Origin of the sequence: Pseudomonas fluorescens (assembly GCF_000967965.1) — a bacterium.
In the GTDB taxonomy this organism is placed as follows: domain Bacteria; phylum Pseudomonadota; class Gammaproteobacteria; order Pseudomonadales; family Pseudomonadaceae; genus Aquipseudomonas; species Aquipseudomonas grandcourensis.
Map to the genome: position 1 here is coordinate 184,916 of NZ_LACC01000004.1, position 20,329 is coordinate 205,244.

At 59.9% G+C, this 20,329-nt stretch carries 18 protein-coding genes; 6 read left to right on the plus strand and 12 right to left on the minus strand.

The features are described from left to right. Window positions 1-35 precede the first annotated feature (35 nt). The 9 genes from VC35_RS03265 to VC35_RS03305 form a co-directional block, all read right to left on the minus strand. Window positions 36-965, minus strand: coding sequence for a ketoacyl-ACP synthase III (locus tag VC35_RS03265; RefSeq protein WP_046037718.1), 930 nt, complete (start codon window positions 963-965; stop codon window positions 36-38). A 300-nt stretch (window positions 966-1,265) separates the two neighbouring features. Continuing rightward, complete coding sequence (locus tag VC35_RS03270) at window positions 1,266-2,858, minus strand: flagellar hook-associated protein 3 (protein WP_046037719.1); 1,593 nt, start codon at window positions 2,856-2,858, stop codon at window positions 1,266-1,268. Window positions 2,859-2,871: 13 nt separating this feature from the next. Next, window positions 2,872-4,884 carry a flagellar hook-associated protein FlgK gene (gene flgK / locus VC35_RS03275; RefSeq protein WP_046037720.1) on the minus strand — a complete coding sequence of 671 codons (2,013 nt, stop codon included), beginning with the start codon at window positions 4,882-4,884 and terminating at the stop codon, window positions 2,872-2,874. Between the two features lie 23 nt (window positions 4,885-4,907). Continuing rightward, window positions 4,908-6,194 (minus strand): flagellar assembly peptidoglycan hydrolase FlgJ, encoded by a 1,287-nt coding sequence (flgJ, locus tag VC35_RS03280; RefSeq protein WP_046037721.1) that lies wholly within the window; start codon window positions 6,192-6,194, stop codon window positions 4,908-4,910. Between the two features lie 11 nt (window positions 6,195-6,205). Next, on the minus strand, window positions 6,206-7,315 hold the full coding sequence (locus VC35_RS03285) for a flagellar basal body P-ring protein FlgI (protein ID WP_046037722.1): 1,110 nt from the start codon (window positions 7,313-7,315) through the stop codon (window positions 6,206-6,208). A gap of 6 nt (window positions 7,316-7,321) precedes the next feature. Beyond that, a complete protein-coding gene (gene flgH / locus VC35_RS03290; protein ID WP_046037723.1) occupies window positions 7,322-8,017 on the minus strand; it encodes a flagellar basal body L-ring protein FlgH in 696 nt (231 codons plus the stop codon). 52 nt (window positions 8,018-8,069) lie between these two features. Then, a complete protein-coding gene (gene flgG, locus VC35_RS03295) occupies window positions 8,070-8,855 on the minus strand; it encodes a flagellar basal-body rod protein FlgG (RefSeq protein WP_046037724.1) in 786 nt (261 codons plus the stop codon). 45 nt (window positions 8,856-8,900) lie between these two features. Beyond that, complete coding sequence (locus VC35_RS03300) at window positions 8,901-9,641, minus strand: flagellar basal body rod protein FlgF (protein ID WP_046037725.1); 741 nt, start codon at window positions 9,639-9,641, stop codon at window positions 8,901-8,903. Window positions 9,642-9,987: 346 nt separating this feature from the next. Beyond that, a complete protein-coding gene (locus VC35_RS03305; protein ID WP_046037726.1) occupies window positions 9,988-11,547 on the minus strand; it encodes a sigma-54-dependent phenylalanine hydroxylase transcriptional regulator PhhR in 1,560 nt (519 codons plus the stop codon). Window positions 11,548-11,824: 277 nt separating this feature from the next. Between VC35_RS03305 and phhA the strand changes: the two genes are divergently transcribed. The 6 genes from phhA (at window position 11,825) to VC35_RS03330 (ending at window position 16,231) form a co-directional block, all read left to right on the plus strand. Next, complete coding sequence (gene phhA / locus VC35_RS03310; RefSeq protein ID WP_046037727.1) at window positions 11,825-12,616, plus strand: phenylalanine 4-monooxygenase; 792 nt, start codon at window positions 11,825-11,827, stop codon at window positions 12,614-12,616. Between the two features lie 104 nt (window positions 12,617-12,720). Next, window positions 12,721-13,077 carry a 4a-hydroxytetrahydrobiopterin dehydratase gene (locus VC35_RS03315; protein ID WP_046037728.1) on the plus strand — a complete coding sequence of 119 codons (357 nt, stop codon included), beginning with the start codon at window positions 12,721-12,723 and terminating at the stop codon, window positions 13,075-13,077. Beyond that, window positions 13,077-14,270, plus strand: coding sequence for an amino acid aminotransferase (locus tag VC35_RS03320; protein ID WP_046037729.1), 1,194 nt, complete (start codon window positions 13,077-13,079; stop codon window positions 14,268-14,270). Before VC35_RS03315 ends, VC35_RS03320 begins: the two co-directional genes overlap by 1 nt. Window positions 14,271-14,543: 273 nt before the next feature. Further along, on the plus strand, window positions 14,544-14,675 hold the full coding sequence (locus VC35_RS29840) for a hypothetical protein (protein WP_008001812.1): 132 nt from the start codon (window positions 14,544-14,546) through the stop codon (window positions 14,673-14,675). Window positions 14,676-14,746: 71 nt separating this feature from the next. Continuing rightward, complete coding sequence (locus VC35_RS03325) at window positions 14,747-14,932, plus strand: hypothetical protein (RefSeq protein ID WP_046037768.1); 186 nt, start codon at window positions 14,747-14,749, stop codon at window positions 14,930-14,932. Window positions 14,933-15,031: 99 nt separating this feature from the next. After that, window positions 15,032-16,231, plus strand: coding sequence for an MFS transporter (locus VC35_RS03330; protein ID WP_046037730.1), 1,200 nt, complete (start codon window positions 15,032-15,034; stop codon window positions 16,229-16,231). On the opposite strand, the gene arfB is transcribed toward VC35_RS03330, so the two are convergent. From arfB to VC35_RS29845, 3 genes are all read right to left on the minus strand, one after another. Next, window positions 16,228-16,641 carry an alternative ribosome rescue aminoacyl-tRNA hydrolase ArfB gene (gene arfB, locus VC35_RS03335; RefSeq protein ID WP_046037731.1) on the minus strand — a complete coding sequence of 138 codons (414 nt, stop codon included), beginning with the start codon at window positions 16,639-16,641 and terminating at the stop codon, window positions 16,228-16,230. The two genes, VC35_RS03330 and arfB, sit on opposite strands and share 4 nt — an antisense overlap. A gap of 159 nt (window positions 16,642-16,800) precedes the next feature. Further along, the gene (locus VC35_RS03340) at window positions 16,801-18,222 is read right to left on the minus strand and encodes an amino acid permease (RefSeq protein ID WP_046037732.1); all 1,422 of its coding nucleotides are present in this window, start codon (window positions 18,220-18,222) and stop codon (window positions 16,801-16,803) included. 786 nt (window positions 18,223-19,008) lie between these two features. Beyond that, window positions 19,009-20,329 (minus strand): calcium-binding protein (locus tag VC35_RS29845; RefSeq protein ID WP_259674420.1); only part of this gene is annotated, 1,321 nt, incomplete at its 5' end.

The following is a 20,329-nucleotide window of genomic DNA, read 5'->3' on the forward strand; positions in this document are numbered from 1 at the left end:
GTTACCGGGCGTTTTTTATGCCTGTATTCCAGCTATCAACCGCGATAGAGAATCGCCGAGCCCCAGGATAGACCTACCCCGAAGCCGCTGATGGCCACGCGCGTCCATTTCGAATCGAACACATGGTTTTGCAGCAGCAGCGGAATGCTGGAGGAAACCGTGTTGCCGGTTTCGAGCATGTCCTTGACGAACTTCTCCGGCTCACCTTCTTCGAAGCGGCGCGCTACGGCATCGACGATGGCCGCGCTGCCCTGGTGAATGCAGAAGGCATCGATGTCGCTGGCCTGCAAGTTCGACTCATCCAGCAGCTCATGCAAATGCGCCGGGACTTTCAACAAGGCGAAGTTGAAGACCTGGCGGCCATTCATGAAGAACACACCGTCGGTGACCTTCAGGTGCGGCGCGCCAGAACCGTCGGTGCCGAACTTCGACTTGCCCAGCTGCCAGACAGCGTTTTCGCCCATCCAGGTCGCAGTGGCGGCATCACCGAACAACATGGTGGTGTTGCGGTCTTCCGGGTCGACGATCTTCGAATACGGATCGGCGGTGATCAGCAAGCCGTTTTTCAGACCTGCCGCTTCCATGAAGCCTTTGATCGCGTAGATGCCGTACACATAGCCGGAACAGCCCAGGGAAATATCGAAAGCGGCGACATGGGTCGGCAGGCCCAGCTTGTCTTGAACGATCGCTGCGGTGTGCGGCAACCCTTCTTCATCACCGTTCTGGGTGACGACGATCAGGCAATCGATGGCTTCACGTTTGAGCTCGGGGCTGGCGGCGAACAGCGCTTTGGCGGCTTCGACACACAGATCGGACGTTTCCTGATCGGCATCCATACGCGGCAAAAACGCCGAACCGATCTTGCCAAGGATGAAGGTTTCGTCCTTGTCGAACTTTGCACCCTGGGCGTAGTTATCAACCCCGGCTGCCGGCACGTAACTCGCAATATTTTTTATGCCAATCATTATGGCTTCCCAATAATAAACAGCTGAACATCGCCGCTCGCTGAATCGAGGGCGTCTACAGTCAGGGCCTGGCATCGTCGGCGCTCAAGCAAACAGCTTGAACAGTCCGCCACCTTTCACCGCCCGCAGACAGGATACAGTGAAGATGCGCGTTTTGACTGACGGGTCACTCAGAGATCAGTGCTTTATTTGATTTTATGGTCCGGATCCCGCCCCACCCTGCTATGCGACGAGCCGAAAAAAGGCAAAAAAAAGCCAGTCCCCCATGAAAGGGACTGGCCGCGAGCGGTCAAGACCGACTCAAAGCTTGTTGAACAGACTCAACTGGGAAACCTTGGCAAACGCCAGTTGCGCGGCCTGCAGCATGGTCTGCTGCAAGGTCAGGCGCGTCAGCACTTCCGCCGGGTCGGTGTTCTTGATCGAGTTGCCGGTCGATTCGTTGATCAGGCCGGAACTCGTGTTCTGATCTGCCTGCATATCCATCACATTGCCCCGTGCACCGATCGCACCACGCGCCATGTCGACCTGGTTCTTGGAATTGTTCAGGTTGGCAATGGCGGAAGCGACGGTGTCTTCCATAAAACGCTGGGCGACAGGGTTGCCTTGGGTCGGCGCGTCGAGCGCCGAACGCAGCTGGCTGATGGTATCAAGCACGTTCTGGGTCTGGTGGGTATTGACCGCGATGTCGAACTGATCACCTGCCGCCGGAGTCGGCGGTGTGCCGCCCAAAGTGAAGCTGACACCCGCCGCCGTCGCCACGCCTGCCACTACAGTCCCTGTGGTAACCGGGGTACTGGTGCTGGTCAGTGGGCGCGCGTACAGCTCGAAGGCTCCAGGACCGGTGAACTTCAGGACTGCGCCGCCTTCAGGGAAGAAGCTCTTGTAGTCGGCAGCGTTGGTTACCGTAGTCTGGGCAATGATCGCCGTCGATGGGTTGTTCGGAGCGCGGTTGGCGACGAAGCTGTCCGGCTTGGCCGTCAACTGGAAGCTGTGACCGGCGATCACGGCGTCGGCACTGGCGGAGTCGGCAGGTGTGTCACCCGGCTGGAAAGTGATGTCCAGCTTAAAAGTCACACCACGGAAGTTGACGTCGGAACCGCCTTTGGCACTCGGATCAAACTTGCCACCACCGGTCGCTTCCGCCGTCACGTCATTACCCAGCGCATCGGTAATCACGAACTGGGTACTGCTGGTGAACGACATGGTGTAAGGCTGACCGTTGCGGAAACTCGCATCGAAGGCCGGACCGGAATTTACCAGTCCCGGGGACAAGTCCACCCGCCCGTCATTAACGGCAGGTGCTGTCATCGTGGTCGAACTGCGGGCGGCATTGATTGCCTGCTGGAAAACGTCCCAACCGGTATCGTTCAGGCCCAGGGACATCGAATCGCCGATCTTCAGTTCCAGCTGGGTCTGGTCGCCCTGATAGCTGTAAGTGCCGTCACTGTTGTGTACAAACGGCTGAGTGTTGTTACTCGCACCGGAGAAAATGTACTTGCCGCTGGCATCCTTGCTGTTCATCAGGCTTAGCAATTGCTCTTCGGACTGCTTGAGTTCGGCGGCGATGGATTTACGGTCATCGTCGTTCAACGAACCGCCACCGGCTCGTATCGCCAACTCACTGACTTTTTGCAGCACGTTGTTGATGCTGTCCAGCACGCTCTCTTCCTGCGCCTGCGCCGTGTTCAACGCGCTGATGTTGGTGGTGTATTGCCCCAACATGGCTTTTTGCTGCTCGAGTTGCAGCAACCGCGCCGCGCCGACAGGATCGTCCGCCGCGGTCTCGAGCTTCACGCCGCTGCTGGCCTGCTCGGCCGTCTTCATCACATTGTTGAGGTTACGAGAATAGTTGGCGGCCGTCGTGGCGTAATACTGTGCTGTAGAAATGCGCATGTTCTACGGCTCCTTAAAGGGCATTGATCAGGGTGCTGAAAATTTCCTGCGCAGTCTTGATGATCTGCGAAGAGGCCGTGTAGTACTGCTGGAACTTGGTCAGGTTGCCAGCCTCTTCATCGAGATCGACACCAGACAGCGAGTCACGGGCGTTTCGAGCGCCAGTCAAGATGGTATCGGTAGCCGTTGCATCCAGTTGCCCCTGCTTGGTCAGCGAGCCGACCTTCGATACCAGACCACCATACGCATCGGTAAAGCTCACACCCGGACTGGTCGCAGTTGCACCGACTGTCGCCTTGGTTTGCAGACCGAGCAAGGCCTGGGCGTTGCGGTTGTCGGTACTGTCGGCCGCAGTCATGGAAATGTTGAAGCTGTCCCCCGAAGCAGGGCTGCCGCTGACGGTCATTCCCACATTGAAGGTTTTGGCGTTGCCACCGGCATCGGTGTAAGGCACTGCGATACTCAGGTCGTTGTTCTGACCTGGCACAATGTTGCCGGTACCGATGCTGTTGCCCTTGGAATCGAACACTTCATAAGCGGTAGCACTGGTCATCAGCATGCGCACGGGCATCGATGTCTTGACCGCCGTCTGCACTTCCAGGCGCTGGACCGGATCGTAGATATCCAGAGTGGTGGTCAAGTTCGGCTGGCTGACAGCACCGGTGCCGCCATTCCCCGAGGCCTTGGTGGAGGTCAGCGGTGCGGACGTAGCCAGGGTTTTGGTATCGGTCATGACCGTGGTCATGTCCGCAGCACCGCTACGGGTCGGGGTAATCTTGAAGGAGTCCCCGACAGCGACCGAACCACTGTTCAAGCTCAGGCTCAATCCATCGATGACCGGGTCGGCCGCAGGAGGCGTGGCGAAAGCGAAGTTACCCATGTCGGTGTTATCCGACAGTCGGCGTACGTTGTAGCCCGTGGCGGTGACTGTGACCTGATAATCACTGGCTTGCAGCTTGCTGGTGTCTTTGATGGTGACATTCAGATTGCCGGACGCCGGATTGTTGTTGGCACTGGCAATACTGCGCTGGCTGATGGCCGCCGCGCTATTGATGTTGTTGAACAGTGCCGCACCGAAGTTACCGCTCTGATCCAGGCCCTGCCCCAGCTGCTTGTTGACCTGATCGGCCACAACCATGGCGATACGCCCCAGGTTGTTAACCGCGGGCGTCAGAACTTCAGTGCGATAGCGCAACAATCCACCCATCTGGCCGCCGCTCATCACACCCGTGATATCGATCGACGAACTACCTCGATCCATGATGATCGAGGCACGAGTAGGGTCGGCCGGGTCGACCGCCACGCGCAATTTATTGACCGTGTCGCCGATAACCAACGGCTGGCCGCTACCCAGGTAGATATCCAGTCGGCCGTCGGTTTCGGTGACCTGTGTGCCAACCAGTTCGTTGAGCTGGCGGATAGTTTCGTTACGCTGATCCAGCAATTCATTGGGCGTTCCACCCGAACTACTGACTTCACCAATTTTTTTGTTGTAGGCCGCAACGGTCGACGCCAGTTTGTTGACCTGATCGGCCATCGAGCCCAACTGATCATTGATGTACGACCCCTGCTGCTTCAACTGCTGGGACATCGCATTGAAACGGCTGCTCAAGCCCTGGGCATTGGTCAACAAAGCCTGGCGCGAAGCATTGTCGTTGGCGTTGCCGGACAACGTTTGCAGTGACGAGAAAAATGACTGCAGTGTCTTGGTAATACCGGTACCACTGTCGGACAGCAACTTGTCCACTTGCGTCGCCTGCCCAAGATAAGCCTGCGCATCGCCGTTAAGCGAAGTGGTGGTCTGCAATTGTGCATCAAGGTAGCTGTTATAGACCCGACGCACATCAGCCAGAGTAGTGCCAGTGCCGATGAACACATTGCCATTCTGTATAGAGCTTTTGGTGCCCTGGACAGTTTGCTGGCGCGAGTACCCGACGGTATCGACGTTGGAAATGTTATTACCCGTAGTCACCAACGAAGCGTGACTGGCGGACAAACCCGACATCCCGATATTGAGCAAACTCATGGTTCAAACCTTATACCTTGTGCCTATAAAGGCGTGGTGGAAACGCCCGCCGCAGCGTAGTTCTGGTAACTCGTCATCTGCTTGGCTATCTGCGAAATCTTGCTTGCGTAGTCCGGGTCGGTTGCGTAACCGGCCTTCTGCAACTCGCGTACAAACTGTTCTGGGTTATCGGCCGACTTCACGACATCTTGATAGCGATTGTTGGTCTGCAGCAAAGTCACAAGGTCATGGAAACTGTCCTTGTAGGAGTCGTAGGAACGGAACTCGGCCGTCTCCTTGACCATCTGCCCATCCCTGAATTCGCTGGTGATCGCCCGCGCCGAACTGCCCTGCCAGCTATTGCCGGCCTTGATGCCGAACAGGTTGTGGCTGCTGCTGCCGTCCTGAGCACGCATGACCGACTTGCCCCAGCCGGTTTCCAGGGCCGCCTGGGCCACCAGATAACGTGGATCGACACCGATGCGGGCAGCCGCTTCTTTGGCCATCGGCAACATGGTGTTGACGAACTGGTCGGCGGAACTGAAGGCTTTCTTCGCCGGCGCCAACGGAATCTGCGCCATGGCGCGACCATAGATCTGCATGCCGCCACTGGAGGCTTGCTGCGCGCTCGCCAGCCAGTCGCCGTTGTACAGCGGTCCCGTGCCGGTGCTTGTCGCGCGCTCAGGCAACGGTGTCTTGTTGATCGCCGTGGCAGCGGTCGTCGCCGAAGGCACCAGCCCGGCCAACAACCGATCAGCCAGTTTCGGCGGCAATGCCAGGCGCCGCTGATTGATCAGCGCCATGTCATTGCGATGGGCACCCTCGCCCGCTTCTTGCGGAGCGTGAACTGACCGAGAAGCCCACAACGGACGCTGACCATTGACCCGCGACAACGGGCCATTGATTGCCACCGTGCCTGCCGCCACCGGTGTTTGAGCGGCAGCCTTGGCAGCCTCTTGCTTGGCCAGCGACGCAGCGGCGGCCTCACCTGGGGCCATTGGTTTGTTCTTTGACATCTGGCGCATCAGCACGTCCGCCAGGCCGATACCTCCGCCCTCGCGGGACATGGAAACGGCCAGTTGCTGGTCGTACATTTCCTGGTACTGCTTGGCGGCCGGCGTGTTCATCGGATTGTCCTGCCCCAGCGCTTCGGTTGCCGAGCGCATGGACTTGAGCATCTCACCGAGGAACAGCGATTCGAACTCCTGCGCCACCTTGCGCATGTTGCCGTCGCTGTTCTTGTCGCCGACCTTGAGCTGATTCAGGCGATTGAGGTCCGAATAGGAGCCTGAATCGCTGCTGCTGACCTGACCGCTCTTGCGCATATCCACGATGGCCGTCCTCAGATCACGATCAGATCGGCTTGCAGGGCGCCGGCCTGCTTCAGCGCTTCGAGGATCGCCATCAAGTCACCCGGCGCCGCGCCGACCTGGTTCACCGCCCGCACGATCTCGTCGAGGGTGGTGCCTGGGCCGAACTTGAACATCGGCTTGGCTTCCTGCTGGGCGTTGACCTTCGAACGCGGCACCACCGCCGTCGTGCCATTGGACAGAGGGCCGGGTTGGCTGACGATCGGGTCTTCGGTAATGGTCACGGTCAGGCTGCCGTGGGTCACGGCGGCCGGGGAAACCTTGACGTTCTGGCCGATCACGATGGTGCCGGTACGGGAGTTGATGATGACTTTCGCCACCGCCTGGCCCGGATCGATTTCGAGGTTTTCCAGGATCGACAGGTAGTCGACCCGCTGGCTCGGATCGAGCGGCGCGGTCACACGAATCGAACCGCCGTCGATGGCCTGGGCCACGCCAGGGCCGAGCATGTTGTTGATCTTGTCGACGATGCGCTTGGCGGTGGTGAAGTCGGAACGGTTGAGGTTCAGCGTCAGGCTGTTGCCCTGGTTGAATCCGCTCGGCACCGCACGCTCCACCGACGCACCACCCGGGATGCGACCGGCCGACGGAACGTTGACGGTGATCTTCGAGCCGTCTCGCCCTTCCGCATCGAAACCACCGACCACCAGGTTGCCCTGGGCCACTGCATAGACGTTACCGTCGATACCCTTGAGTGGCGTCAGCAGCAAGGTGCCGCCGCGCAAGCTCTTGGAGTTACCGATGGACGAAACGGTGATGTCGACCTGCTGACCCGGCTTGGCGAACGCCGGCAAATCGGCACTGATCGACACCGCCGCGACGTTCTTCAACTGCACGTTGCCAGAACCCGGCGGCACCTTGATGCCGAACTGCGAGAGCATGTTGTTGAAGGTCTGCAGGGTGAACGGGGTCTGCGTCGTCTGGTCGCCGGTGCCGTTGAGCCCGACCACCAGGCCGTAGCCGATCAATTGGTTGGAGCGCACGCCGGAAATGCTGGCGATGTCCTTCAGGCGCTCGGCTTGAGCGTTGAAGGCTGCCGACAGCAAGAGCCCGGCCACCAAGAGACTTCTGAAATTCAACATGGCCACCTAGAAAGGGAACAGCGGGCTGAGGAAGAAACGGTCGAACCAGCCTGGCTGACTCGCATCGGCAAACGAACCGGTGCCCGAGTAGGTGATGCGCGCATCGGCGACACGGGTCGACGGCACGGTGTTGTCGGTAGAGATGTCATCGGCGCGAACAAGGCCGGCAATCCGCACCAGTTCATCGCCGGTGTTGAGGGTCATCCACTTCTCACCGCGCACCGCGATGATGCCGTTGGGCAATACATCGGCGACGGTGACCGTGATCGAACCGGTCAGGGTGTTGCCCTGCGCCGCCTTGCTGTCACCCTTGGTCGCGCGGTCGCCTTCATAGCTGGCGTCCAGGCTCAGGTCACCACTGCCAAACGGGTTGTTGGTGTTGGGCGTGGAGCCGAACAGCGAGGTCAGGCCGATGCTGGCCTTGCTGTTCTTGCCAATTTGCGAGTTGGCGTTTTTGCTGGCCTGGGTCCTTTCGTTCAGGGTGATGGTGATGATGTCACCGATCCGGAACGCCTTGCGGTCGCCGTAGAGGTTCTGTTCGAAACCGGCCTGATAGATCGAGCCGTTGTTCGCGGCTGCCGGCAACGGCGTGCGCGGCAACACCGGAGCGTAGTAAGGGTCATTGGGCTTGGGCGTCGCAGGCACGCAGCCTGCGAGCGCGGTGATCCCACTCAGTGCCAGAACAGATACGTAGCGATTCATGACCCTACCTCACGGTGTTGCAGGCGACCCGATGGCCGCCACATAGACTTGATTACAGATTCTGCGTTACGAACGAGAGCATCTGGTCGGCGGTGGAGATCACCTTGGAGTTCATCTCGTAGGCGCGCTGGGTGGTGATCATGTTGACCATCTCCTCAACGGTGCTGACGTTGGACGTTTCCAGGGTGTTCTGCAGCATGGTGCCGAAACCGTTCAGGCCTGGTGTGCCGACTTGCGGCGCGCCACTGGCGGCGGTTTCCAGGAACAGGTTGTTGCCCACTGCCTGCAGGCCGGCCGGGTTGATGAAGTCGGCGGTTTGCAGGTTGCCGATCACCTGGGCAGCCGGGTTGCCGGCAACGGTGATGGACACGGTGCCGTCGCGGCCGACCGTGAAGGTCTGCGCGTCGTTCGGAATGACAATGGCCGGTTCCAGGGCAAAGCCGCTGGCGTTGACGATCTGGCCGTTGGAGTCCAGGTGGAACGTACCGTCACGGGTGTAGGACGTGGTGCCGTCCGGTTGCAGGATCTGGAAGAAACCGCGGCCGTCGATGGCCATGTCCAGTGGCTGCTCGGTGGTTTGCAGGCTGCCGGCGGTGAAGTTTTTCTGGGTGCCGACGATGCGCACACCGGTACCCAGTTGCAGACCCGACGGCAGTTCGCTGTCCTGGGTCGACTGGGCGCCTGGCTGACGCTTGATCTGGTAGAGCAGGTCCTGGAACTCGGCGCGGTCACGTTTGAAACCCGTGGTCGACACGTTGGCCAGATTGTTGGAAATGGTGGTCAGGTTGGTGTCCTGGGCGGACAGACCTGTCTTGGCAACCCATAGAGCCGGAAGCATTCGATTCTCCTCGTGCGCCTGTTTTACGGCGCGACGTTCTGGTAATTAGCTGATCTGCAAGACCCGAGCCATGGCCTGGTCATCGTCTTTCGCGGTGTTCATCATCTTGATGTGCAGCTCGAACTGCTTGGACAAAGCCAGAACCGAGGTCATTTCTTCCACGGCATTGACGTTGCTCGACTCGAGGAACCCGGACACCAGCTTGACGTTGGCATCGGCCTGCGCAGGCGCGCCGTCCTTGGTGTGGATCGAACCATCCAGGCCCTTGGTCATGTTCTTGAGGTCCGGGTTGACCAGCTTGATGCGGTCGACTTCAGCCATCACCCGGGGACCTTCGCCCATCGCGCGGATGCTGATGGTGCCGTCCTCGCCGACTTCGATCTGCTGCTCCGGCGGCACGGCAATCGGCCCGCCATTACCCATGACCGGCATGCCGTTGCCGGCACGCAGCACGCCCAGGGCGTCAACGTTCAGGCTGCCGGTGCGCACGTAGCTTTCACCGCCATCGGGCGTCTGCACGGCAATCCAGCCGCCACCTTGCACGGCAACGTCGAGGTCGCGGCCGGTTTCCACCAGTGAACCCGGGGAGAAATCCGTGGCCGGGCGTTCGGACATGGCAAACGCACGCGCCGGAAAGCTGTCACCGAACACCGGCATCGAACGGGCCTGCTCCAGGTCTTTCTGGAAGCCGTTGGTGGAGATGTTCGCGAGGTTGTTGGCATGAGCCTTTTGCGCCAGTGCATTCTGGCTGGCGCCGGTCATTGCCACATAAAGGTACTTGTCCACAATTGTTCCTCTGCCTGCCGGACGTTTGCCGTCCACTGCTGTACTGCTGAGCCATAAGCAATTTGCAGACCAACTTGTTTTTGACGGAGCGAGGCCCGGCAAACAGGGGGCTTGGGGGATTCAGAGGGGATTGGTGATTTGTATCAGAGACGAAAAACCGGCGGTGCCATGCCGGTGGGTGGCAAGAGTTCACCTCATTATCCTGTGGCGAGGGGGCTTGCCCCCGTTCGACTGCGGAGCAGTCGTAAATCCGGGCAACTCGGTGGATCTGAAAGATTGCGGGGGGGCTGCTTCGCAACCCAACGGGGGCAAGCCCCCTCGCCACAAAAGCTCGACCACCAGAGACTCAGGTGTTGTCCTTGCCCACCTCATACTCGCGCAACTTGTTGGCAATGGTGGTATGCGAAACCCCGAGCCGCTTGCCCAGTTGCCGACTGCTTGGATGCTCGGAATACAGCCGCTCCAGCACCGCCTTCTCGAAACGCCCGACGATCTCGTCCAACCCACCCTCCAGCGAAAAATCGCCAAGGGGCTGACGCACACCATAATCCGGCAGGCGAATGTGCTCGGCCTTGACCGTTCCGCCATCGCACAGGGAAACCGCCTGGAACAGCACGTTCTCCAGTTGCCGCACGTTACCCGGCCAATGGTAGTGACTGAGCCGCTCCATGGCCGCCGGGGCCAATTTCGGCAACGGACAACCAATCTGTCGACTGGCCTGATCGAGGAAGTGCTCCACCAGCGGCGTCAAACCGTCGAGGCATTCGCGCAACGGCGGGATGTGCAGCGACAACACATTCAAGCGGTGATAGAGGTCCTGGCGGAACTCGCCGCGAGCGCACAATTCGGACAGGTCGACCTGGGTCGCGCAGATCACTCGCACGTCGAGGTAGACCTCCTCATCGCTGCCTACACGGCGGAAGCAGCCGTCCTGCAGGAAGCGCAGCAACTTCACCTGCAAGCGCGGGCTCATTTCCCCGACGCCATCGAGAAACAGCGTGCCGCCCGCCGTCAGCTCCAGCAACCCGAGCTTGCCTTCGGCACGCGCCCCTTCAAAGGCACCGGGGCCGTAACCGAACAATTCTGTCTCGGCCATGGACTCAGGCAGACCGGCGCAATTGAGCGCCATCAATGGCGACTGCCCTCGAGGACTGGCCAAGTGGCAAGCCCGCGCGAGCAGCTCTTTGCCGGTGCCGGTCTCCCCCTCGATCAATAGCGGCGCATCCAGTGGCGCCATGCGCCGGGCTTCGCGCACCACGGCGGCCATGACTTTCGAGCTTTGGAAGATGCTGTCGAAGCCACGCAATTCCTGCTTGCGCACGTTGTAGATACGCTCTCCCACCCGGTCGGCACGGTGCAATGTCAGCACCGCACCGGCCATGGCCTCGCTGTCGTCATGCTCCGATTGCAGCGGTGCGATGTCGGCCAGAAACACGTCACCCTTGACCTTGACCCGCAGCCCGTTGATCCGCGACTTGTTGGCCCGTACCAGTTCCGGCAAATCGAAATCCTCGGCGTAGCGCGACAGGGGAATCCCCGGCACCTCGTCGACCCGCACCCCGAGCAACTGCGCCGCTGCCCGGTTGGCCGCAACGATGGAACCGCCCATGTCGATCGACAGCACCGGAAACTCCAGCGCACCGAGCAGTGCATTGAGCTCCATGTGCCGACGCTCGCTGGGCATCAGCCCTACACGCTTGACGCCAAACACTCCGGCAATCGCTTCGAATTTCGGGCGCAAGGCCTGGAACTGAATGTTGATCAGGTTCGGGCAATGCAGGTAGATGGCGTTGCCATGCTCACCGCCTACCTCACCGCGGGCCACGTTGATCCCGTACTCCACCAACAGGTTGAGAATGTCGCGCAGGATGCCGATGCGGTTCTGGCAGTGGACTTTGATACGCATATAAAGACCCAAGAAACGGTGAGTAAGGTGCGCAGGGATAATTTCTGCTGAGGCGCTCAGATAGTCGTCAAGATTATGTGACAGATGGAGGACTTTTCCCACCCGCCAATCTCAACATTTGCGCACCGGCGCCCAATACGTAACGAAAACTTTACGATTATCGAGGAATTTTCCTACGCATGACGCCGGACACCTGCTGCAACAGTGCAATCCTTGGGGTATTTCTAGGTCCATAGCAGTACATAACAAGAACGAAATCCCTTAGCAGGAGAGCAGCATGAAGCAGACGCAATACGTGGCTCGCGAGCCCGATGCGCAAGGTTTTATCGACTACCCCGCCGAAGAACACGCGGTGTGGAACACGCTGATCACTCGTCAACTGAAAGTGATCGAAGGGCGTGCGTGCCAGGAGTACCTGGACGGTATCGAAAAACTCGGTCTGCCCCACGACCGCATTCCTCAACTCGGCGAAATCAACAAGGTCCTCGGTGAAACCACCGGCTGGCAAGTTGCCCGGGTTCCCGCACTGATTCCCTTCCAGACCTTTTTCGAATTGCTGGCCAGCAAGCAGTTTCCGGTGGCGACCTTTATTCGTACCCGCGAAGAACTGGACTACCTGCAAGAGCCGGACATTTTCCACGAGATCTTCGGTCACTGCCCGCTGCTGACCAACCCGTGGTTCGCCGAGTTCACCCACACCTACGGCAAGCTCGGCCTCAAGGCGACCAAGGAAGAACGCGTGTACCTGGCGCGCCTGTACTGGATGACCATCGAATTCGGCCTGGTCGACACTCCGCAAGGCCAGCGCATCTACGGCGGCGGCATCCTGTCTTCTCCGAAAGAAACCGTGTATTGCCTGTCGAACGAGCCTGAACATCAAGCCTTCGACCCGCTGGAATGTATGCGCACGCCGTACCGCATCGACATCCTGCAGCCGCTGTATTTCGCCTTGCCGAACCTCAAGCGCCTGTTCGACCTGGCCCACGAAGACATCATGGGCATGGTCAAGCAAGCGATGCAGATGGGTCTGCACGCACCGAAATTTCCGCCAAAACCAAAAGCCGCGTGATCCGCCGCTTTTAGAATCAAGTGAGCCTGTCAGAAACCATCGCTTTGGATTAGCGTGGTAGCACTGAGGGCCGATTTCCCAACATTCGATTTCAGGAACACATCATGACCGCATTAACTCAAGCCCATTGCGAAGCCTGCCGCGCCGACGCCCCACAAGTCAGCGACGAAGAACTGCCGATCCTGATCAAGCAGATCCCGGACTGGAACATCGAAGTACGTGACAGCATCATGCAGCTGGAAAAGGTCTTCCTGTTCAAGAACTTCAAGCACGCCCTGGCGTTCACCAACGCCGTCGGTGAAATCTCCGAGGCCGAAGGTCACCACCCGGGCCTGTTGACCGAGTGGGGCAAAGTGACCGTGACCTGGTGGAGCCACTCGATCAAGGGCCTGCACCGCAACGATTTCATCATGGCCGCGCGCACTGACGAAGTAGCCAAGGACGCTGAGGGGCGCAAGTAATGCACTTCGACGCCATCGGTCGAGTGCCTGGCGACCCGATTCTGGGCCTGATGGAGGCCTACGCGCAGGACCCGAACCCGCGCAAGTTCGATTTGGGCGTGGGCGTCTACAAAGACGCCCAGGGCCTGACGCCGATTCTCCAGTCGGTGAAACTTGCCGAGCAGCGCCTGGTGGATCACCAGTCCACCAAGACCTACATCGGTGGTCACGGCGAACCGGCGTTCGGCAAAGCGATCAATGAGCTGGTGCTGGGCGCCGACTCGAAGCTGATCAGCGCACAACGCGCCGGTGCCACCCAGACCCCGGGCGGCACCGGGGCTTTGCGCCTGAGCGCTGACTTCATCGCCCAGTGCCTGCCGGGGCGCGGCGTGTGGTTGAGCAACCCGACCTGGCCGATCCACGAGACGATTTTCGCGGCAGCCAAGGTCAAGGTCAGCCACTACCCGTACGTGGGCAGTGACAACCGTCTCGACGTCGACGGCATGCTGGCGGCGCTCAATGAAGCGCCCAAGGGTGACGTTGTGTTGTTGCACGCCTGCTGCCACAACCCGACCGGTTTCGACCTGTCCCAGGATGACTGGCAGAGGGTGCTGGAGGTAGTACGCAAGCGCGAACTGCTGCCACTGATCGACTTCGCGTATCAAGGATTCGGCGATGGGCTGGAACAGGATGCCTGGTCGACCCGGCTGTTCGCCGCCGAGTTGCCGGAACTGCTGATCACCAGTTCCTGCTCGAAGAACTTCGGTCTGTACCGCGACCGCATCGGCGCGCTGATTGTCTGCGCGAAAACCGCCGACAAGCTCACCGACATCCGCAGCCAGCTGGCCAACATCGCCCGCAACCTGTGGTCGACGCCGCCGGATCATGGTGCGGCAGTGGTCGCAACCATCCTCGGCGACCCGGAGCTGAAAAACCTCTGGGCTGACGAAGTGGAAGCCATGCGCCTGCGTATCGCCCAACTGCGCAGCGGTCTGGTGGAAGCGCTGGAGCCGCACGGTTTGCGCGAGCGCTTTGCGCACATTGGCGTGCAACGCGGGATGTTCTCCTACACCGGCCTGTCGCCTGAGCAAGTGAAGAACCTGCGGGATCATCACAGCGTGTACATGGTCAGCTCCGGCCGGGCCAACGTGGCGGGGATTGATGCCACGCGCCTGGATCTGCTGGCCGAGGCGATTGCCAGCGTCTGCAAGTAACCATCAGGCACTGCAAGCCCCCTGTGGGAGCAAGCTTGCTCGCGATGGCGGAGTGTCAGTCGACATCAATGTCGAATGACACTCCGCCATCGCGAGCAGGCTCGCTCCTACAGTTTTTTCTGCGAACTGTTACCGATCTGTCTATACAACCCCATCCGTCGAAACAAATGGATATAAAAGTCCGTTTGTCATTTTCAGTGCTGTATCCTGCCCAGGCTTTTTTAAAGCGCGGATCTACCAGATCTATCAACAGACTTAGCGAGGAGCGCAACCATGCACGAGATTCCTAATCTCCCCTTCCCAAGCCTGCACGTACCTGAGCAGACGACCACGCAGCAAGCCGGAGCTCAACAGCCCCAGCCGAAAGAAGCCACTGACAGCCGCCAGGCTGACAGAGAAGACTGAAACACCCGCCGCACAGACCGTGTGGAAAGCGCTACCATGCGCTTTCCACACTGCCTGAAATGAGCCTGACCATGACCGATGAATTCAGTGAAGCGCAGGCCAGCGTCCTGATCGGCACCGCCGAGAAAATGATCGAGATCTGGAATCGCCTCTCCCCCGAGAAACAAGCCACCTTGCTCGCCCGCTTCGGCACCCAGGAAAATGCGCTGGCCGCCCTGGTCACTACGCAGCTGGTCGCTCCCGCCAAACCTGAATGACACCGCCCGGCAAATAGTTTTACTTTTTCACAACTCAGGACCGTCCACACCGCTATCATAAGCAGCCTATCTATCCTGCTTTACCGTGGACCTTTACCCATGCCCGAAAACCAGCGCCCCCTGGCGGTCACGCTGCAAGTTGTCTCCATCGTCCTTTTCACCTTCATCGGCTACCTGAACATCGGCATCCCCCTGGCCGTATTGCCCGGTTACGTCCACAGTGACCTGGGCTTCGGCGCGGTGATCGCGGGCCTGGTGATCAGCGTGCAATACCTGGCCACCCTGCTCAGCCGCCCCTATGCCGGGAAGATCATCGACAACAAGGGCAGCAAACTGGCTGTGATGTATGGCCTGGCCGGTTGCGGCTTGAGCGGTGTGTTCATGCTGGTGTCGGCCTGGACCCAGAGCCTGCCGACCTTGAGCCTGATCAGCCTGTTGATCGGCCGGCTGGTGCTCGGCAGCGCCGAAAGCCTGGTAGGCTCGGGCTCGATTGGCTGGGGCATCGGCCGGGTCGGCGCGGCGAACACGGCCAAGGTCATCTCCTGGAATGGTATCGCCAGTTATGGCGCACTGGCTGTCGGCGCGCCCTTGGGCGTGTTGCTCGTCCATCGACTGGGCTTGTGGAGCATGGGGGTGAGCATTGTTTTACTGGCCGTGCTCGGCCTGCTGCTGGCCTGGCCGAAAACCGCCGCGCCGATCGTTGCCGGTGAGCGCCTGCCGTTCATGCACGTGCTGGGGCGAGTCTTCCCCCACGGCTGCGGCCTGGCCCTGGGCTCCATCGGTTTTGGCACCATCGCGACCTTCATCACCCTCTATTACGCCACGCAACACTGGGACAACGCGGTGCTGTGCCTGAGCCTGTTCGGCGCCTGCTTCATCGGCGCACGCTTGCTGTTCGGCAACCTGATCAACCGCCTCGGCGGCTTTCGGGTGGCCATTGCCTGCCTGTCAGTGGAAACCCTGGGATTGCTGTTGCTGTGGCTGGCACCGGATGCCCATTGGGCACTGGCGGGTGCGGCGCTGAGCGGCTTCGGCTTTTCGCTGGTGTTTCCGGCACTGGGCGTGGAGGCGGTCAACCTGGTCCCGGCCTCCAGCCGTGGCGCAGCCGTCGGCGCCTATTCGTTGTTCATCGACTTGTCGCTGGGGATCACCGGGCCGCTGGCCGGGGCGATTGCGGCCGGGTTCGGGTTCGCTTCGATCTTCCTGTTCGCTGCCTTCGCCGCCTTGAGCGGATTGATACTGAGCCTTTACTTGTATCGGCAGGCGCCAAAGCAACGAGAAACGCGGGATGCCCGTTAGAAATCGACCTTGCCGCGCCCGGCCTTGATGTTGCCGCGCTTGCTCTTGGACTCGAGGCGACGGGTCTTCGAGCCAAGGGTCGGCTTGGTCGGACGGCGCTTTTTCTCGACCTTGGTGGCACTGAGGATCAACTCGGTCAGCCGCAACAGCGCATCGGCGCGGTTCTGCTCCTGCGTCCGGTACTGCTGGGCCTTGATGATCAACACACCGTCGCTGGTGATGCGGCTGTCGCGCAACGCCAGCAGCCGCTCTTTGTAGAACTCGGGCAAGGACGACGCCGGAATGTCGAAGCGCAGGTGCACGGCACTGGAGACCTTGTTGACGTTTTGCCCACCCGCGCCTTGGGAGCGAATGGCCGTCAACTCGATCTCGGCATCCGGCAGATGCACGTTGTTGGAAATCACCAGCATGGAAAAGCGTCCGTATTCAGAACGTGCAGGATACCGCGAAAGGGTCGGACAAACGCGATCCCTGTGGGAGCGAGCTTGCTCGCTCCCACAGGGAAATGTGTATGCCCTGAAACAACAAACCCGGCACATGGCCGGGTTTGTTGTGACTGCGCTCTGCGTTTATTTCGCCGAAGAGCCCGCAACCTGCAGTGCATGTTGCGCACTGCGCTTGTTCTTGATGCCGTAGCAGACCCACATGAACACCAGCCACACCGGAATCGCATACACCGATGTCTGGATCCCCGGAATCAGCAGCATCACGCCAAGGATGAACAACACGAACGCCAGGCAGACGTAGTTCCCGTATGGGTACCACAAGGCCTTGAACAGCGGCGTCTGCTTGGTCTTGTTCATATGCTGGCGGAACTTGAAGTGCGAGTAGCTGATCATCGCCCAGTTGATCACCAGGGTGGCCACCACCAGCGACATCAGCAGTTCCAGCGCGTTTTGCGGGATCAGGTAGTTCAGCAGTACCGCGATCAGAGTCACGGCGGCCGAGGCCAGGATCGAACGCACTGGCACGCCGCGCTTGTCGATTTTCGCCAGGGCCTTCGGCGCGTCGCCCTGCTCGGCCATGCCCAGCAGCATGCGGCTGTTGCAGTAGGTGCCACTGTTGTACACCGACAACGCCGCGGTCAGGACCACGAAGTTGAGGATGTGCGCGGCGGTGTTGCTGCCCAGCATCGAGAACACTTGCACGAACGGGCTGCCGCTGTAGGAATCACCGGAGGCATTCAGGGTGGTCAGCAAGCTGTCCCATGGCGTCAGCGACAACAGGATGACCAGGGCACCGATGTAGAAAATCAGGATCCGGTAGATCACCTGGTTGATGGCTTTCGGGATCACGGTTTTCGGCTTGTCGGCTTCGGCTGCGGTGAAACCGAGCATTTCCAGACCACCGAAGGAAAACATGATGAAAGCCATGGCCATCACCAGGCCGTTGACGCCGTTCGGGAAGAAGCCACCGTGGGACCACAGGTTGCTGACCGCTGCTTGCGGGCCGCCATTGCCGCTGACCAGCAGGTAGCTGCCCAGAGCAATCATGCCGACGATCGCCACGACCTTGATGATCGCAAACCAGAACTCAGCCTCGCCAAAGACTTTGACGTTGGCCAGGTTGATGGCGTTGATCAGCACGAAGAAGGCAGCTGCGGAGACCCAGGTCGGGATGTCCGGCGCCCAGTAGTGGATGTATTTGCCGACCGCAGTCAGCTCGGACATGCCCACCAGAATGTACAGAATCCAGCAGTTCCAACCCGACAGGAAGCCGGCAAAGCCGCCCCAGTACTTGTGCGCAAAATGGCTGAAGGAGCCGGCCACCGGATCTTCGACGATCATTTCGCCCAGTTGGCGCATGATCATGAAGGCGATGAAGCCGCAGATGGCGTAGCCGAGGATCATCGACGGGCCGGCGGATTTCAGTACCCCGGCCGAGCCGAGGAACAAGCCGGTACCGATCGCGCCACCGAGGGCGATCAATTGAATATGGCGATTTTTCAGGCCGCGTTTCAGCTCGCCTGATTGCGGGTTTTGTCCACTCATGAAAAGGGTCTCACGCAAGGTTTGATGATGTTCAGTAGACGTTGCTGCTCAAGAAAGGCGTTAAGCGGCACCGATCAAACCCCAGCGCAGGCACCAGGAGTTCAGCGTAATTACAACGGTCATGCGTCACCTGTTTGTTTTTATCTGTGACGAAATCGAACCCGACACGCTCGTGACGCGACGGAGTGAACAAGGCGGATAGCCTTGAGGTGTGCGCAGATGCGCAGGAGGTCACAGGTAAAACGCGGCGCATTGTACACCCGTAACCCCCTGCTGCCAGACCCGCTGGACAAGCGTGTCTATGGCCGGGATTGCCTGTGTCCGCCCCGAGGGGCTCGGGCGGCTGCAAAAAATGGGTCAGACCCTTGCGGATCATCGACGGGAAAGGCTGGAAAACCGCCTCTCGCAGAGAGATGGAGATGGAGATGGACTACGGCGTTCATTGCGCCTCCTTTTTGTTATGCACCTGCACGACAGGCATGGCGCGCATAACACCCTGCATGGAGCGGTGAAACAAGCGGGATAGGGCGCTGATAGTGGGTAAAAAGATAAAAATGCGTAAGTTTTTCCTTACAACATTCAAGGAGTGGCGATTTCACGGGGTCAATCCGTGGATTTCGTCAGGTTTTCTTTACGGGGCGTAATTCTGACTTTCCACCCTGGACCTCTGGTGTGGCGGCTGAGGCTTTCGCGAGAAGGTGCACTCTGCCGAGCGCAAAAAAAAGGTGTGTGGCAACCGCCACACACCTCTACTACCTTCAGTTCAACTTTGTCGAGAAGGCCTCCTTATCCCGCCAGAATGAAGTCCGTCTGATCAACGGCCGCGCTGTTGACACCAACCAGGTGAATCGTGTCCCCACCGATCCCTACCACCGTGTCCGCCCCGTCAGCCGTTATGGTCACATTGGCAGCGAACGTCGCGCTGGTGATCCCCATCCCCGCGATATTCAGCAAGTCCTGCCCTGCGGCCGGACTGGCTCCGAAGCTCAGGATCGTATCGTTGCCGAAACCCGCGGCATCAAACTCGAAAATATCGTTGCCGGCGACGCCACCACTCATCAGGTCGTTACTGCCACCGCCGATGAGGATGTCGTTACCCGCACCACCCACGAGCATGTTGGAGAGCGCGTTGCCGGCCCCCACGAAATTGCCGCTGCCACCGAAAAACAGATTTTCGACGTCGGCACCCAGGGTGTAGGTCCCGAGCGAGGTCCAGACCGAGTCGTTGCCAGCACCGACGAGCTCGTTCACCACGTCCCCAAGGTCGGTGACTTCGAAGATATCGCTACCGACACCGCCGACCATCGTGTCGGCTCCTGCGCGACCGATGATGACGTCGTTACCTGCGCCGCCGTTGAGGATGTCGTTACCCGCACCGCCCACGATCGTGTTGTTGAACTCGGTGCCGTTGCCCGTAAAGTTACCGCTGCCGCCGAAATACAGATTCTCGACGTTGGCACCCAGGGTGTAGTTCGTGAGCGAGGTCCAGACTGTATCCGTGTCTGCGCTCGCGAGTTCGGTCACCACGTCCCCAAGGTCGGCGACTTCGTAGATATCGCTGCCGACACCGCCGGCCATCGCGTCCGCACCTGCGCCACCAATGAGGACGTCGTTACCTGCACCGCCGATGAGGACGTCGTTACCCGCACCACCCACGATCGTGTTGTGGAGCTCGTTGCCGCTGCCCGCAAAGTTGCCGATGCCGCCGAAATACAGGTTTTCGACGTTGGCACCCAGGGTGTAGCTCGCGAGCGAGGTCCAGACCGAGTCGTTGCCGGCATCGGCGAGCTCGGTCACCACGTCCCCAAGATCGGTGACTTCGTAGATATCGCTGCCGACACCGCCGGCCATCGTGTCGGCACCTGCGCCACCGATGAGAACGTCGTTACCCGCACCCCCCACGAGCGTGTTGTCCAGCGCATTGCCAATGGCCGTAAAGTGGCCGCTACCGCCGAAATACAGATTCTCGACGTTGGCACCCAGGGTGTAGCTCGCGAGCGAGGTCCAGACCGAGTCGTCGCCGGCACCGGCGAGTTCGGTCACCACGTCCCCAAGGTCAGTGACTTCATAGATATCGATGCCGACGCCGCCGGCCATCGTGTCGGCA